The organism is Arthrobacter sp. YAF34 (genome assembly GCF_052113245.1).
In the GTDB taxonomy this organism is placed as follows: domain Bacteria; phylum Actinomycetota; class Actinomycetes; order Actinomycetales; family Micrococcaceae; genus Arthrobacter.
The window spans coordinates 205,057-219,202 of sequence record NZ_JBFRCV010000006.1 but is presented as its reverse complement, the minus strand read 5'-3'; the positions used below and the strand labels follow the sequence as shown (position 1 = coordinate 219,202).

General features: G+C 68.1%; 14 protein-coding genes. 5 read left to right on the top strand and 9 right to left on the bottom strand.

Annotation, left to right across the window (positions count from 1 at the left end; translation table 11 throughout):
* Positions 1–100: 100 nt before the first annotated feature.
* Together AB4Y72_RS09835 and AB4Y72_RS09830 are read right to left on the bottom strand one after the other, a co-directional pair.
* Positions 101–985 (bottom strand): ABC transporter permease, encoded by an 885-nt coding sequence (locus tag AB4Y72_RS09835; RefSeq protein WP_441425976.1) that lies wholly within the window; start codon positions 983–985, stop codon positions 101–103.
* The gene (locus tag AB4Y72_RS09830) at positions 982–1,911 is read right to left on the bottom strand and encodes an ABC transporter ATP-binding protein (RefSeq protein WP_441425975.1); all 930 of its coding nucleotides are present in this window, start codon (positions 1,909–1,911) and stop codon (positions 982–984) included. The genes AB4Y72_RS09835 and AB4Y72_RS09830 overlap by 4 nt, the downstream gene beginning before the upstream one ends.
* Positions 1,912–2,149: 238 nt before the next feature.
* On the opposite strand from AB4Y72_RS09830, the gene AB4Y72_RS09825 reads away from it, so the two are divergent.
* Entirely contained in the window at positions 2,150–2,809 is a 660-nt protein-coding gene (locus AB4Y72_RS09825; RefSeq protein WP_441425974.1) for a GNAT family N-acetyltransferase, read from the top strand.
* Positions 2,810–2,952: 143 nt separating this feature from the next.
* On the top strand, positions 2,953–3,888 hold the full coding sequence (locus tag AB4Y72_RS09820) for a biosynthetic peptidoglycan transglycosylase (protein WP_441425973.1): 936 nt from the start codon (positions 2,953–2,955) through the stop codon (positions 3,886–3,888).
* Positions 3,889–3,967: 79 nt separating this feature from the next.
* Here AB4Y72_RS09820 and AB4Y72_RS09815 read toward each other — a convergent pair whose 3' ends face one another.
* Complete coding sequence (locus tag AB4Y72_RS09815; protein WP_441425972.1) at positions 3,968–5,584, bottom strand: cellulase family glycosylhydrolase; 1,617 nt, start codon at positions 5,582–5,584, stop codon at positions 3,968–3,970.
* Positions 5,585–5,945: 361 nt separating this feature from the next.
* Here AB4Y72_RS09815 and AB4Y72_RS09810 point away from each other — a divergent pair, with 361 nt between their 5' ends.
* Entirely contained in the window at positions 5,946–7,280 is a 1,335-nt protein-coding gene (locus AB4Y72_RS09810) for an MFS transporter (protein WP_441425971.1), read from the top strand.
* On the opposite strand, the gene AB4Y72_RS09805 is transcribed toward AB4Y72_RS09810, so the two are convergent.
* Entirely contained in the window at positions 7,277–7,750 is a 474-nt protein-coding gene (locus tag AB4Y72_RS09805; RefSeq protein WP_441425970.1) for a hypothetical protein, read from the bottom strand. The genes AB4Y72_RS09810 and AB4Y72_RS09805 overlap by 4 nt on opposite strands.
* A gap of 86 nt (positions 7,751–7,836) precedes the next feature.
* Between AB4Y72_RS09805 and AB4Y72_RS09800 the strand changes: the two genes are divergently transcribed.
* Together AB4Y72_RS09800 and AB4Y72_RS09795 are read left to right on the top strand one after the other, a co-directional pair.
* On the top strand, positions 7,837–8,874 hold the full coding sequence (locus AB4Y72_RS09800) for a hypothetical protein (protein WP_441425969.1): 1,038 nt from the start codon (positions 7,837–7,839) through the stop codon (positions 8,872–8,874).
* A gap of 36 nt (positions 8,875–8,910) precedes the next feature.
* Entirely contained in the window at positions 8,911–9,180 is a 270-nt protein-coding gene (locus tag AB4Y72_RS09795; RefSeq protein ID WP_441425968.1) for a hypothetical protein, read from the top strand.
* Between the two features lie 203 nt (positions 9,181–9,383).
* On the opposite strand, the gene AB4Y72_RS09790 is transcribed toward AB4Y72_RS09795, so the two are convergent.
* From AB4Y72_RS09790 to AB4Y72_RS09770, 5 genes are all read right to left on the bottom strand, one after another.
* Positions 9,384–10,229: an aldo/keto reductase gene (locus tag AB4Y72_RS09790; RefSeq protein ID WP_441425967.1), complete on the bottom strand. Its 846-nt coding sequence runs from the start codon at positions 10,227–10,229 to the stop codon at positions 9,384–9,386.
* Positions 10,230–10,291: 62 nt separating this feature from the next.
* Positions 10,292–10,768, bottom strand: a complete 477-nt coding sequence (locus tag AB4Y72_RS09785) for a hypothetical protein (protein ID WP_441425966.1) — start codon at positions 10,766–10,768, stop codon at positions 10,292–10,294.
* Positions 10,769–10,775: 7 nt separating this feature from the next.
* Positions 10,776–11,447 (bottom strand): bacterial proteasome activator family protein, encoded by a 672-nt coding sequence (locus tag AB4Y72_RS09780; RefSeq protein ID WP_441425965.1) that lies wholly within the window; start codon positions 11,445–11,447, stop codon positions 10,776–10,778.
* A gap of 84 nt (positions 11,448–11,531) precedes the next feature.
* The gene (locus AB4Y72_RS09775; RefSeq protein ID WP_441425964.1) at positions 11,532–11,723 is read right to left on the bottom strand and encodes a YbdD/YjiX family protein; all 192 of its coding nucleotides are present in this window, start codon (positions 11,721–11,723) and stop codon (positions 11,532–11,534) included.
* A 13-nt stretch (positions 11,724–11,736) separates the two neighbouring features.
* Positions 11,737–14,073: a carbon starvation CstA family protein gene (locus AB4Y72_RS09770; protein ID WP_441425963.1), complete on the bottom strand. Its 2,337-nt coding sequence runs from the start codon at positions 14,071–14,073 to the stop codon at positions 11,737–11,739.
* Positions 14,074–14,146 lie beyond the last annotated feature (73 nt).

The window sequence follows — 14,146 nt, the reverse complement described above, 5'->3', positions numbered from 1 at the left end:
CCTTCAACGGTGTGGTGTTTGGATCCGGCCGCGTATCAGCGGACGTCGGTTTCGGTTGAGTCGGGGTAGTGCGGTTTCTGGCTGAAGTTCGCCACCCGTATCAAGCGTCCCGCTGCTTCACCGTGACCAGTGCCCCCGCCAGGGCCACCGCCGCCCAGACGAGCACGACGAGGCCGCCCTGGATCTGGGTCAGATGATCCTGCGGGGTGCGGATTGCGACCATGTCGTTGCCGGCGGACGCGGGCAGGAACAGGCTGATGTCCCTGGAGACATCGCTCACCCCAGAGAGGATCGCCACGATGATCGGGAGGATGATGAGGATTCCCAAGGTGGTGACGATGCCGCCAGCGCTGTTCCGGAGCAGCGCGCCTATGCCCAGGCCCAGGACGGCGACCAGGGCAAGGTATACGCCGGTGCTGAGGACGCTCGGGATTACACCGTCAGCGGTGAGCGCGTAGCTCAGACCCTGTGGCGCCAGGATCAGCTGGGCCAGCACATAGGAGACCAGTGCCCCGACGATGCCGACGATGAAGGCGGTTCCGGCGATGACGAGCGTCTTGGCCAGCACCGCGGTGATCCGTCGGGGCACGACGGTGAGCGTCGTGGTGATCATGCGGGTGCCGTATTCGGCGCCGATCTGCATGACAGCCAGGGAGGCGATCAGGAACTGGGCAATGACGATTCCCGCGGAGGGGACCTCCCGCGCTAAGATGCCGAACTCCGCCAGGATGCCGTCCTGTCCTTCGCCCGTCTGCCCGCCGTAGGCAGCAGCAAAACCGGAAGCCATATCGGCCACGGAGAAGGCTTTGAGCATGCAGACACCGACCATGCCGAGCAGGGTGATAGTAAGGATGACGTAGCTCGAGCGCAGCGAGGTCAGCTTGATCCATTCGGCGTGCACGGCCCGGAGGAAGGTCAGTCGTGCGTCGTTGTCTTGGCGGCCGGCGGCCGCTTCGCGGCGGCTGGCGGGTGCGGTGGTGGTCATCGGGTTCCCTCTCCTGCTCCGGCCAGCGCGCCGGAGCGGTATTCAACGTCGTCTCGGGTCAGCTCCATGTACGCCTCTTCAAGTGAGGCCCGGACCGGGGTCAGCTCGTGGATCAAAGCATCGTGCTCCCGCGCAATCCAGGCGATCTGCCGGGGCTCGGCGCCGGAGACCTCCAACAGACCGGGCTTCAGTTCCCGGAAGGCGATCCCGCCGGCGGCAAGTCCGGCCCTCAGCTCATCCAGTTGGTCGCTGCGGACCAGCATCCTGTCCTGCCCCTGGGCCAGGATCTCAGCAACCGGAGCGTCCGCGATGATCCGACCCCTACCGATGACGATCAGGTGGTCTGCGGTCTGCGCCATCTCGCTCATCAGATGCGAAGACAGGAAGACCGCCCTGCCCTCGGAGGCGAGGTGACGGGAGAGGGTGCGGACCCACTGGACCCCTTCGGGGTCCAGTCCGTTCACCGGCTCATCGAAGATGACGGTTCTGGGGTCGCCCAGGAGGGCTGCGGCAATGCCGAGCCGCTGGCCCATGCCGAGGGAGAATCCTTTGACGCGTTTCCGGGCAGTGTCCGTGATTCCCGTCATCGCCATGACTTCATCGACCCGGCTGCGGTGGATGCCGTGGGTGGCGGCCAGGACAGACAGATGCTTGACGGCGCTGCGGGCCGGGTGGAGGGCCTTGGCGTCCAGCAGGGCGCCGACTTCTTTCAGCGGCGACGAGTGCTCCGCGTACGGGCGGCCATTGACGAGCACCCGACCTGAGGTTGGCCGGTCCAGCCCCAAAATCAGGCGCATCGTGGTGGACTTGCCGGCGCCGTTGGGGCCAAGGAAGCCGGTGACGCGCCCGGGCTGGACGGTGAACGTGACGCCGTCCACGGCGGTGCGCTTTCCGTATGTCTTGGTCAGGCCGTGTGCCTCGATCATGGTCCAGCTTTCTTCTCGGAGAGTATGGCGTGTCCGTCAATGCATGAGGGACCAGCCCGTTAACTCACCGCCCCCGTCACTAGTAAACATGCGTAGGTGCTGGTCAGGCGGGAATTCAGGTGCCGTTTACCCGTAATTCTTCGTCGTCGACGACGATGTGATCTCCGGCCGCACACAAGGGATCAGAACGGCCGACCGGCCAGCTCCCGCTGCGTTTTCCGAGCTCTGAAAGGCCGCCATGGCACTGCGTCTCCCCCACATCCTGCCGACCCTTCCCACGGCAACCCGCCGCTTTGTCCTGAGCCCGTTCGCCGCCGACCACATCGACCCACTGGCGGATATCTTGACCAACGACCGCATCTGGGCCCAAGGCTTCGGTGACGGCGACCAGCGCCCGGCCAGCCGCGACGAGCTGCTGGCCTACATTCGCCGCCGGCACGAGGGCCTGCGGATCTTCGCCATCCACTACACCGGCCTGCCCGGCGGCCCGCTGTTCGTCGGCACGACCGGCATTACTGAATCGCACGCCCGCGCCGAGCGGGTCAAGATCGGCCGGACCGTCATCAGCCCCGCCTTCTGGGGCATGAAGGCCAACCACGAAGTGAAGGCCGCACTGTTGGACTGGCTGTTCGCCCGCGGGGCAGGCCGGATCGAATGCGACGTCGACCCCCGCAACCACCGCTCCCTGACCTCCCTGACCCGCTTCGGCTTCACCGTCGAAGGAACCCGCCGGCGCTCATCCCAGCGGGTTGACGGCTCCTGGCGGGACATCGTGATCCTGTCGCTACTGGTGGAGGAATGGCCTGACGTGCGCAAACGCGCGCTTGGCTCGCTGGAGGGCCAGATCAGCTGCCCTGCGCCCAGTTGGCTCAAGGCAACGTTCAGCGAGGCCCGGTAAAATTTCGTCCCAACCTCCTTCCCCTTCGGGGGCACAGGGCGGGGGCGAGCAACGAAGGCAGACCGATGGATATCCCAGCACCACCTACTCCGCCGCGGCCCTCACCTGCAGGCAGAGTCCCGCCGGAGGACCGCCGGGAGGCAGTGCCGGCCAAAGTTACCCGCTACCCGGTGCCGGACTGGACGCCTCCGGAGGTGGCGACGGAACCGGAGCAGGCCCGGCCGCCGGTCCCACCGGGCGGTCAGCCCCGCAAGCGTTCCAAACGGAAGTGGCGCCGCAAGCTGGCGTTGGCTCTGATCGCCCCGTTGGTTCTGATCCAGATCATTGCCTTCATGTTCAGCATGGGCATGACCCCGCCGCGCACCGCTTACATGCTGGAGGCCGGGGAGCCCAACGTCTACGAGTTCGTCTCGATCAACCACATGAGCCGGCACCTGCTCGCCGCGACCATCGCCCATGAAGACGAGCAACTCGGTACCCGCAAGGGCGCCTTCGACCTCGCAGACTTCCAGGCCAGGGCGCAGGCGTATTTCCAGGGAAAGCCGGACCCGAGCGGCTCCACCATCCCCCAGCAGCTGGTCAAGAACATCTTCCTCTGGGATGACCAGAGCGCCGCCCGCAAAGGCATCGAGGCCGTCCTGGCAACCCAGTTCAGTTACACGCTGAGTCCCCAACGGACCTTGGAGCTCTACCTGAACTATGCCCAGTTCGGCCCACACCTGTACGGTGTCTGCGCCGCCAGCTGGTACTACTTCGCGACACCGCCGTGGAACCTGTCGGATTATCAGTCAGCGCAACTGATGGGTGTCCTGCCTCTGCCCGATCTCGTCAAACGGGACCCCAACGGCGGTATCTACCTGGGCGACGGCGTCCATCCCGCCGTGTGGAACCTGGTGAACGGGGCCGCGAACGTCTGGGTTCCCCGGCAGCTCACCGGCCTGGGCGGATGGCAGGCGGCCGTCGCTACGGTCGGCATCACTGACACCGCCGACAGCCACGCTGACCGGCGCGCCGACAACGATGCGTGCTCGACCATGCCGCAAAGCGTGAAGGACCGCATCCAGAGCGACGCCGGCTAGGCGATATGAGGTCCCCCGGGGGCACGCCGGGTCGCTCGTGGCAGAGCCGCGGACCCGCGGCACTGGCTCTCGATAGCGGCTACTTCAGCGTCAGTACCGGGTTGACGGGGGCCTTCAGCGAATCCACCTGCAGGCCTACGGAGAGTTTCTGGCCGGCGGCGATTTTGGTAGCCCAGTCCGATCCGCTGCATGTTACCGACACCTTGGGAATCACCGTGCACGTAGTGCCCCATGAATTAGCCACCCGTGTGACGTTCGGATCGGGCCAGCTCACGCTCCAGCCAAGGGGCGCACGGAGCCCGGTCACCTCGATGTTGGCCACATAGCCACCGGTCCACGAACTGCTGAGCTTCCAGACCGCGCTGATCGGCGCGCCCGACGTCGGTGCGGGCGACGGCGACGCGGTGGCGGTTGGCGTGGCACTGGCCGTGGGCGTCGGGGTGGCGGTGGCAGTCGGGGTCACCGTCGGTGCGGAGGCGTTCTTCAGGATCGGCGCGAGCGCGGCCAGTTTGGCGGCCTCCGGGGTGCGCCAGTCTGCCTGGACGAGGCCTCCCGTGAGGCCGCTGTTCGGATTGAACGCCCAATAAGCGAAGCTCATGGAGTTGGTCCCGAGGTAGGAGACGATCTTCTCCATCCACTGCTTGTCCGATGTGGTCTGCAGCGCGGTCCCGAACTCGCCGAGCAGGATCGGGGCGATGCCCTGCTTCTGGATGTACCCCCAGTTGGCGTCCCAGACGCCCGGCAGGTTGTTCGGATAGCTGGGATCGCTGAACCACTTCTGGGCAAACAGCGATGCCGGGTAGTCGTGCGGGGAGTACACCACGCGGTTCGGCGTGGCCAGGGTGACCGGTTTGTTCTTGACGTCGGCCAAGCCGCCGCCCCACCACGTGGAGGTGCCGTTGCCCTGGTTCTCGATGCCTTCGATGATGATCAGCAGGTTGGGGTTGGCGGCCAGGACGGCGTTGCCTCCGCGGGTGGCCGCGGCGTGCCAGTCTGTGGCGGCGGCCCCGCCCCAGGTTGCCGCCCCGGCGGGTTCGTTGTGCAGGTCGGCGCCGATGACGGTGGGATCGTCCTTATAACGCGCGGCGAGCATCTTCCAGTCAGCGATCCACTTCGACTCCGGGTAGGCGGAGGTGTACCAGAGCGGGGACTGGTCGGCCGAGGACGGGCGGTGCCGGTCCAGGATGATCTGCAGGCCGTTGGCCTTGGCACGGGCGATCACGGTGTCCATGACGTCCAGCGGCGTCTTGCCTTCGAGGTTGTAGGCCCGGTTGGCCCAGTAGTTCACGCTGCCCTTGATGGACGTCGCGGCCAGGCACTCGTTGGAGAACGGCAGCCGGACGGTGTTGAACCCCATTGACTTGATGTTGGCCAGGGCTTCGTCGATCGTGAGGGTGCCCCAAAGGCCGTGCGGGACGCAGTCGGTCGTCTCCAGGCCGAACCAGGAGGCGGCCTTGATCGTGTACGGGGCGTTGTTCGAGTCGAGGATGGAGGCGCCGGAGGTGTGCAGCCAGCCGGTGGGCGCGGGGGTCGCCGCCGCAACGGTCAGGGACGCCATGCGTGCGGGCGCCGCCTGCGCCGAGACGGCCAGGACGGGCAGCGCGAGCACGCCGGCCAGGGCGGAACCGATCAGAGCGGCCGCGACGGGTTTAGGCCTCCGGACCGAGTGGCGGGGCGGGGTCGAAAATAGCTTCACAGTTCCTCCGAGAGCGTGGCGTGTGGGCGGCTAACGGGTCCGCAGGGGTGCTCCCCCGGAACCGGGATGGCCGCGTGGGTAGGTGGCTGTCCGGCCTGTGCCGGACGGTGCCATCAGGTGCTCCCCGCCGGTTCCCGGGGGCACACTGGTACTACTGAGATGCACTCATGGTTGTGAAGCCTTTCAATCCGACGGCGTGGGTCCCCCCGGCCCGCGCAGTGCGGAGCGGCTCTGAGAAAACGTACCAAGCCGCGGGCCTCAACGGGTCACTTTTGCCAATATTTCCTGCTGCGCCACAGCCGTGCGAGTGGGCCCTGACCTGCGTATTGTCTTTTCCCGGACCGTCCGCCAGCCTTAGGGAATGGAACGGCCCGGCCACGGACGGACAGGCCGCCTGCAGGAATCTCCGCAGGCGCGCCCCGCCGGGGAGCCCGGCATACGGCGGCGGCCGCTGTGGGGTGCGGTAGTCGGTTTCGGCCTCGTCAGCCTCGCCACGGACATGGTGTCCGACGGCGCCCGCCCGCTGGGTGGTCCCCTGCTTGCCCAGCTCGGTGCGTCCGCACTGTTGGTGGGTCTCGTGACGGGCGCCGCGGAAGCCGCCTCCCAGGGGCTCCGGCTGGTGTTCGGACCGTGGGCGGACCGCACCGGGAAATACTGGACGTTCACGATGGCCGGCTACGCGCTCACAGTGGTGTGCGTCCCCCTGCTGGCGGTGACGCCGCTCGTGGGTTCCCTCGGATTGGTTCTAGCGGCCGCGCTCATTATCGGGGACAGGGTGGGCAAGGCCGTGCGCAGCCCGGCGAAGACCGTCCTGCTCGCTGCGGTGGCCGGGCCGGCCGGGCGGGGCCGCGGCTTCGCCGTCCACAAGTCCCTCGATCTGGCCGGGGCGCTCCTGGGCCCGCTGCTCGTCTCAGCGGTGCTGGTTGCCACCGGTTCGCTGCCAGCGGCGTTCGCGGTGCTCGTTGTTCCGTCGGTGACGGCGCTAACGATTCTGGTCTGGTTGCGTCGCCGGATCCAGGATCCCGGCGCGGACTCGGCAACTGCCGACGCCGGGCCGGCCGGATCGCCGGCCCCGGGCGCAGTTCCGTCCGGCGAGGAGGCCGCCGGACGGCCGGCGACGGTGTTCTCCAGCGTCTTCATATTGTTCGCCGTGGCTGCATTCCTTTGGAGCGCAGGCCTGGTGGCCTTCGGCGTCATCTCTTATCACTTGACGGCCGACGTCGCGGTCCCCGTCTCTGTGGTTCCGCTGCTGTACGCCGGCGCCATGGGGGCCGCCGCCGTCGGGGCCCTCGCCAGCGGCGTCCTCTACGACCGCGCCGGGGCGGCCGTACTCCTGTCCCTGCCGGTGCTGATTGCGGGGGTGCCGGTACTGGCCCTGGCGCCGACCGCCGGGCTGGTGCTGGCGGGCGTCCTGGTCTGGGGTGCGGCCACGGGCATTCAGGACTCCACGGTCAAGGCGTTGGTGGCTGACCTCGTGCCCCAGCCCCGGCGGGGCACGGCGTACGGGGTGTTCGCGGCCTTCGAGGGCGCAGGGGCACTGGTGGGCGGCGCGTTGTACGGGTCACTCTACGGCGCCCTGCCGGTGCTCATCGGGACAGTGGCCGCACTCCAGACGGCGGCCCTGGTCCTGCTCCTCGTGACGCTGCACCGGGCCCGGCCGTCAGCGGGCCGCGGGTCCGCCAAGGGGCGGACTTAGCGCGCCCAGACCGATGCCGCGCCGGAATGACCCGTGATGATGCTCTGGTAAATGAAGAAGGCTCCCACTACGGCGCCGGCAGCCAGGAGGACGCCGCGGACAATCCGGTTGCTGCGAAGCCCGCCGAGGAACGCCAGGCGCCGGCCAAAGGGCTCGTAGGTGACCATCAGCATTGCCGCGACGAGGACGAAAAAGATCACGGAGACCACTTTGAGCACGTCGCCCTGCTCGGCGTGCTCGCGGACAAGCGCCGACGCCGGACGGGCTTCCTGCAATTGCTCGCCGGCCTGTGCGGTCAGGAGAGTCACTGGGACCAGCCCCAGCGAAAGCACCCCCAGGGGCCACGCCAGGTAGCTCCACCAGCGCCGTACCAGGGCATAGATGATGGCGCCCAGACCGGCGATGGGCGCGAGGACCACCACGGCGTGGACGAGCAGGACATGGGCCGGGAGCCCACCAATTTCGATCAAGTGAAAACTCCTCCAAAACGTGGGCCGCCGGTTCTCATGACGGGGCGGCGAACTCGCGGCGGGGCCGGGACTCCTATGATTCTTGCATGGGAAGCCGAGAACTCGCGGGCATTGCGGGGCCGCTGTATGCGTTGCCGTACGGCGAATTCGTGGCGGCCAGAACGGCCGCGGCCAAGGGCGTCAGTTCTCTTGGCGCCAGCCCCGCGGAACAGCGTGCCCTGGCGGCCGATGTGCGGGCCCTGCCCAAACCCTCCCTGGCGGCGTGGGCCGTGAACATGCTGGCGGCTCACCATCCGGAAATCCTGCGGGAGCTGGCCGAACTGGGGGAATCGATGCAGGCCGCGCAGTCGGCCCTGGATGCAGCGGCACTCCGACGCCTCGCCCAGGAACGGCGGCGGCTGCTGGCCGGAGCGGTCACCACGGCACAGGTCCTGGCAACACAGCAGGGCAGGACGATCGGCGCGCCCGTGGCTACCGAAGTTGAACAAACCCTGCGGGCCGCTACGGCCGATCCCGGGGCCGCAGCTGCCGTCCAGAGCGGCTGCCTTCTCCGGGCCCTCTCGGCGGACGGGGTCGACGTCGTCGATCTCGCCGGCGCGGTGGCCGTCCCGGGCAGTCTTGCTGGCCGCGCCACAGGCAGTGGCGGCGCACCGGGAACCGTCGACGGCGGGACGGCCGGCGGCTTGACGGCCGGCGGCGGGACGGAACTGCCGGCCCGGGCTGCGCGCGGCGGTGCTACTGCCGGCGGGCAACCGCCGGCGAAGAAGCCCCTGCTCCGGGCGGTGGGGCCAGCGCGGATGGCGCCGTCGCCGTCGGCAGTGGAACGGGCGAGGTCGGGCCTGCAGGCGGCCGAAGAGTCCGCCGCCGCGGCGAACGAGGAAGCGAGCCGCGCAGCGGCGGAACTGGCGGATGCGACGTCGGAAATCTCGCGGCTGGGCGATGAGACGCGCGAACTCAGGCGGCGGCTGGAGCTGGCAGAAGCCGGGCTCAAGGACGCCAGGAAGCGCCATGAGCTGGCAGCGGCGCTGGCGCAGCAGACGGCGCGGGCCGCCGACCGGCAACGCAGACGGGAAGTCCTGGCCCGCGAACGCGTGCTGCGGCTCAGCAACACGCCGGAGGCGTGACGCCTCACTGTCAGAGGTCGGTCCCACACTGGAATCATGGAAGACAACCAGGGTTTCCAAGAAAATGTCCAGCAAGATCTCCAGCAAGGTCTCCGGCACAGTTTCCAGCAGACTGTGGACGGGGCACTCGATGGCGCACCGTGTTTCACCGTCACCTACCTCGACGCCGATTGCGGCCGGATCCGTTCCGAGAGCTTCGACGACGCTGCCGCCGCGGACCGCTTCGCCAGCAGATGCGTTGCGGACGAGGACGGCTGGGCTGTCATTGATGTCATCCGGGCGAAAGAGCGCCGGGCCGCGGCCTGATTCGGTGCGGACCGGGTCCGGGATGCCGCCTGCCACGGCGGCCCCAGATCCGGGGCCGGCAGGGACGGAGCCGGCGGAATGGCCCGGGGCAGCACAGACGGGGCAGCACAGAGGGCCTCCACCCGTGCGGGTGAAGGCCCTCTGTGAACGCCTTCCGGCGAGTCCGGCTTTCGCCGTGGACCACGGTGCCGGCGTTTGGGGACTTAGGCGAAGTCGGAGACCGCCGGGTCCGGGCCGATCCGGCCGGCGCCTTCGGCCGAGCGGTCCAGTCCGTTGATCGCCTCGATGTCGGTCTCGTCGAGGGTGACGTCCAGGGCCGCGTAGTTCTCGCGGATTCGTGACTCCGTCACCGACTTCGGGATGACCACGTTGCCGACCGCCAGGTGCCAGGCGATGACAACCTGGGCCGGGGTGGCCCCGTGCTTGGCGGCAATCTGGGAAATGACCGGGCTCTCGAGGAGCTCGCCGCCCTGGCCCAGCGGCGACCACGCCTGGGTGAGGATCCCCTTGGAGGCGTTGAATTCGCGCAGGTCGGCCTGGTTGAAGAACGGGTGCAGTTCCACCTGGTTGATGGCCGGAACCACTCCGGTCTCATCGATGAGGCGCTGCAGGCCCTCCTTGGTGAAGTTGGAGACGCCGATCGTCTTGACCCGTCCCTGCTTCTGGAGCTCGATAAGGGCCTTCCAAGTGTCAACGTACTTGTCCTGCTTCGGCTGCATCCAGTGGATCAGGTACAGGTCCAGCGTCTCGAGGCCCAGCCGCTCCATGGAGTCTTCGAACGCCTTCAGCGTGGACTCATAGCCCTGGTCCGCGTTCCACAGCTTGGTGGTGATGAAGATTTCCTCGGGCTTGAGGCCGGACCGTTCAATGGCACGTCCCACCCCTGCTTCGTTGCCGTAGATCTTGGCGGTGTCCATGTGGCGGAAGCCTGCCTCGAACGCCTGGACTACCACCTTTTCGGCCACGTCATCTTCAACCTGCCACACCCCGTAGCCCAGTTGGGGAATGGTGTTGCCGTCATTGAAAGTCAGTTCCGGTGAAAAAGTCATATAACTATCCTGCCAACATTGGCGCTCTCCGGCCAGTGCCAGGGCAAAGCTAAGCCAGGCGCTTAACCGGGAATAACCGGCGTCGGGCCGCCGCCGGTCGCCTCCGCAAGCCGTCGTTCGGCGTCGTGGACCTGTTCCAGGACGGCGTCGGCGCGGCGCCGCACGGACGCGGCGCCCGCCGGACCCGGCCCCACGGCGAGCCGGAGCATCGCCGCCGCCTCGGCAGTCATGGCGAGCGAATTCCCTGCCGTGGAGAGTGCCCGATGGACCCCCGCGAGCGGCCCGGGGATATCCAGTCCGTTGCTGGGATACCGGCGCTGGGCCTCCACGCAGACCGCCCGCACCCGCGGCGCGAGTGCGGAGAGCTCATTGGCGACGTCCACCAGGTCTGCGTAAAGCTGCTCGTCCTCGACCCCCTCGAGGACCTGGTGGTAGCGGTCCAGCCCGCGGTTGAAGCGGTCATGGGCGCGCCGCCAGAGGCCCTTGCCGAGTTCGGCGTCGTCCCTGCGTCCTTGCCGTGCTGCGCTGAAGAAGCCCAAGGTCGCGCTAGAGGTACTGGCCGGGACCGTGGTCCGGGTCGGCGGGCTCGGGCGGCTGGGAGGGGTCCGCGCCGCGGCTGGGCGCTGCGGCGCGGACCGGTTCGCCGTTCTCCCCGATAATGACGCCCGGCGCGATCACGGTTCCCGGCGGCAGCTGGCGCAGCTGCATCTGGGCATAGGCGTGCTCCCGGGCCGCGTGCTGGGCAGCGATGGCTGTCTGGATGCCGTGGAAGAGCCCCTCGAGCCAGCCGACAAGCTGGGCCTGGGCGATCCGGAGTTCCGCGTCGGAAGGAGTGGCGTTATCCGGGAAGGGAAGGTTGATCCGCTCGAGCTCCTCCACGAGCTCCGGGGCAAGGCCGTCCTCAAGTTCCTTGATGGAGCGCTCGTGAATTTCGGCCAGCCGGACCCGGGCCGCGTCGTCCAGCGGCGCGGACCGCACCTCGTCCAGCAGCTGCTTGATCATCGTGCCGATCCGCATGACCTTCGCGGGCTGGTCCACCAGGTCCTGAAGTTCGCTTCCCCGGGGCGGCCGCGGCCCTGATCCGGGGCCGCCGGCAGGGTCCGCAGCCGGTGACGCTACCGACTCGCCCGCCAGCGGCAGGCCATCATCCACAGGGGTGCCCTCGACGGGCACCTCGTCGGCAGGGGCCCCGGGCTGAGTGTCGTGCTGATCGCTCATGGCTTCATACTCTCACGCGTCCCAGCCACGCGGACCCCGCCGTACTGCAGCACGGCCGTCAGCACCGCCGTCCAGCGGCACCGCTTAGCAGCACCGCCCCTGCGGGGCGGCCTCCTGCCGGTCGGACCGGTCCCGCCAGAACTCCCGCTCAGTCAGCGGAGCGCCGGTGTGGCCCGGAGCCTCGTGATGCGCCAGGTACTTCTGGTAGGCGTCGGCGCCCAGGACCCCGCCGAGATACCCCGCAAACCCCCGCAACCCGGCGAGCACCGCGTTCATGTCCGGCTCCGCATCAGTGGTGTCCGGACTTTTCGAGGCGCTGCCCGGCCGGGAGGGTGTTCCACTCGGCCACGAGGTCGCGCTCCGCCGCCGTGGGAATGAACCCTGCCGGAGCGAAGACGCGGGAGGCCTGGGCCGGGTCTTCATGTTCCGCGTTGGGGAGTCCCGCGGCCTTGTTCCGCAGCGCCGTGATGGTTGCCATCACCGCGGTGATGATGACGATGATGCTCAGCACCACGAAGATGACCGAGAGCCAGCCCTGGATCATGGAGTTGCGGACCACCGCTTCCATCGCAGCCTGGGTCTTGGCCGTGCCGAAGGATGTTTTGCCGTCCGCAAGAGCCTTGGCGAAGGCGGCGTTGTTGGCGAAGTAGCCCACCGCAGGAACGGGCGAGAAGATCTTGTAGAAGCTCGCCGAGATGGTCACGACGGCGGCGAACGCCAGCGGCACCGCTGCGATCCACAGGTACTTCAGGGCGGTGCGCTTGGCGGCGATGGCCAGGCAGACCGAGAGGGCGATGGCCGCCAGAAGCTGGTTAGCGATCCCGAACAGCGGGAACAGGGTGTTGATGCCGCCCAGCGGGTCGGTGACGCCCATGAGCAGGACCGCGCCCCAGGCGAGCACCATGACGGCGGTGCAGAGCCAGGCGCCCAGCCGCCAGGAGTGCTCCTTGAACTTGGGGACGAAGTTGCCGATCGAGTCCTGCAGCATGAAGCGGGCCACCCGGGTGCCGGCGTCGACGGCGGTGAGGATGAACAGGGCCTCGAACATGATCGCGAAGTGGTACCAGAAGGCCATCATGGCGGTGCCGCCGATGAACCGTTGCATGATGTGGGCAAGACCAACGGCGAGCGTGGGCGCGCCGCCCGAACGGGACACAATGCTTTGCTCCCCCACGTCCTTGGCCGTCTGCGTGAGATCGCCGGCGGTGATGTTGACCCCGGACAGGCCCAGGCTGTTGACCCATGCGGCTGCGGTCTCGACCGTGCCGCCGGTCAGCGCCACGGGGGCGTTCATGGCGAAGTAGATGCCGCGGTCAATGGAGATGGCGGCCACGAGCGCCATGATGGCCACGAAGGATTCCATGAGCATGCCGCCGTAGCCGATCAGGCGCGTCTGGCGTTCCTTTTCAATCAGCTTCGGGGTGGTGCCGGAGGCGATCAGGGCGTGGAAGCCGGACAGTGCGCCGCAGGCGATGGTGACGAACAGGAACGGGAACAGCGCGCCGGAGAAGACCGGGCCGTTGTCGCGCCCGGCGAACTCGCTAAACGCCGGGACGGTGATCTCGGGACGGATCACGATGATGGCCAGGGCCAGCATCACGATCACGCCGATCTTCATGAAGGTGGAGAGGTAGTCGCGCGGGGCCAGGAGCAGCCAGACAGGGAGGATGGCCGCGATGAAGCCGTAGATGATGAGGCCCCAGGCGATGGTGACCTTGTCCAGGTGGAAGAACGCGGCACCCCATTCGGTCCCTGCCACCGCACCGCCGCCGATGATGGCGGCCATGAGCAGCACGAACCCGATGACGGAGACCTCCATGACCTTGCCGGGCCTGAGGTACCGCAGGTACACGCCCATGAAGAGGGCGATCGGAATGGTCATGCCCACCGAGAAGACGCCCCAGGGGCTCTCACCCAGGGCGTTGACGACCACCAGGGCGAGGATGGCGACGATGATCACCATGATGAGCAGTGTCGCGATGAGTGCGGCCGTGCCGCCGACCACGCCGAGTTCCTCGCGGGCCATCTGTCCGAGCGAACGGCCGCCGCGGCGCATGGAGAAGAACAGGACGAGGTAATCCTGGACGGCGCCGGCGAGGACGACGCCGATGATGATCCAGATCGTCCCGGGCAGGTAGCCCATCTGTGCCGCGATGACCGGGCCCACCAGGGGGCCGGCGCCGGCGATGGCGGCGAAGTGATGGCCGAACAGCACATTACGGTCCGTACGGACGTAGTCCTTGCCGTCGGCCTTGTATTCGGCCGGCGTGGCGCGGCGGTCGTTGGGCTTGAGCAGGTAGCGCTCGATGACCTTGGAGTAGAAGCGGTAGCCGATCAGGTAGGTGCAGACCGACGCGAAAACAAACCAGATGGCGTTGACGGTCTCGCCCCGGATGATGGCGAGCATGAACCAGGCGACGCCGCCCAGCAGTGCGATGGCCGCCCACAGCGCGATCTTGCCGGGCGTCCATTGGCGGTCCGCAGAGTCGCGGCCGGTGTCCTCCACCGACGTCGGCGGAAGGGACGGGTCGGGGACGATTCCGTCCAGTTGCGCGGTGCCGCCCGCGGTGCCCCGCGCGCTGCCGTGCGTGCTGTTGTGCGTGCTGCCGTCTGGCATAGTGCCCATGTCTCCTCCTCGAGAAACCCAATCGGGCAGCCCACCGGTACAGGACCGCCCCACGCACCCTACCAACGTGGCC

What these genes read in the sequence shown, in the direction of transcription:
- AB4Y72_RS09810 (WP_441425971.1), top strand. Translation starts at nt 5,946, where the DNA reads ATGGAACGGCCCGGCCACGGACGGACAGGCCGCCTGCAGGAATCTCCG.
- AB4Y72_RS09770 (WP_441425963.1), bottom strand. Translation starts at nt 14,073, where the DNA reads ATGGGCACTATGCCAGACGGCAGCACGCACAACAGCACGCACGGCAGC.
- AB4Y72_RS09835 (WP_441425976.1), bottom strand. Translation starts at nt 985, where the DNA reads ATGACCACCACCGCACCCGCCAGCCGCCGCGAAGCGGCCGCCGGCCGC.
- AB4Y72_RS09790 (WP_441425967.1), bottom strand. Translation starts at nt 10,229, where the DNA reads ATGACTTTTTCACCGGAACTGACTTTCAATGACGGCAACACCATTCCC.
- AB4Y72_RS09825 (WP_441425974.1), top strand. Translation starts at nt 2,150, where the DNA reads ATGGCACTGCGTCTCCCCCACATCCTGCCGACCCTTCCCACGGCAACC.
- AB4Y72_RS09780 (WP_441425965.1), bottom strand. Translation starts at nt 11,447, where the DNA reads ATGAGCGATCAGCACGACACTCAGCCCGGGGCCCCTGCCGACGAGGTG.
- AB4Y72_RS09830 (WP_441425975.1), bottom strand. Translation starts at nt 1,911, where the DNA reads ATGATCGAGGCACACGGCCTGACCAAGACATACGGAAAGCGCACCGCC.
- AB4Y72_RS09800 (WP_441425969.1), top strand. Translation starts at nt 7,837, where the DNA reads ATGGGAAGCCGAGAACTCGCGGGCATTGCGGGGCCGCTGTATGCGTTG.
- AB4Y72_RS09775 (WP_441425964.1), bottom strand. Translation starts at nt 11,723, where the DNA reads ATGAACGCGGTGCTCGCCGGGTTGCGGGGGTTTGCGGGGTATCTCGGC.
- AB4Y72_RS09795 (WP_441425968.1), top strand. Translation starts at nt 8,911, where the DNA reads ATGGAAGACAACCAGGGTTTCCAAGAAAATGTCCAGCAAGATCTCCAG.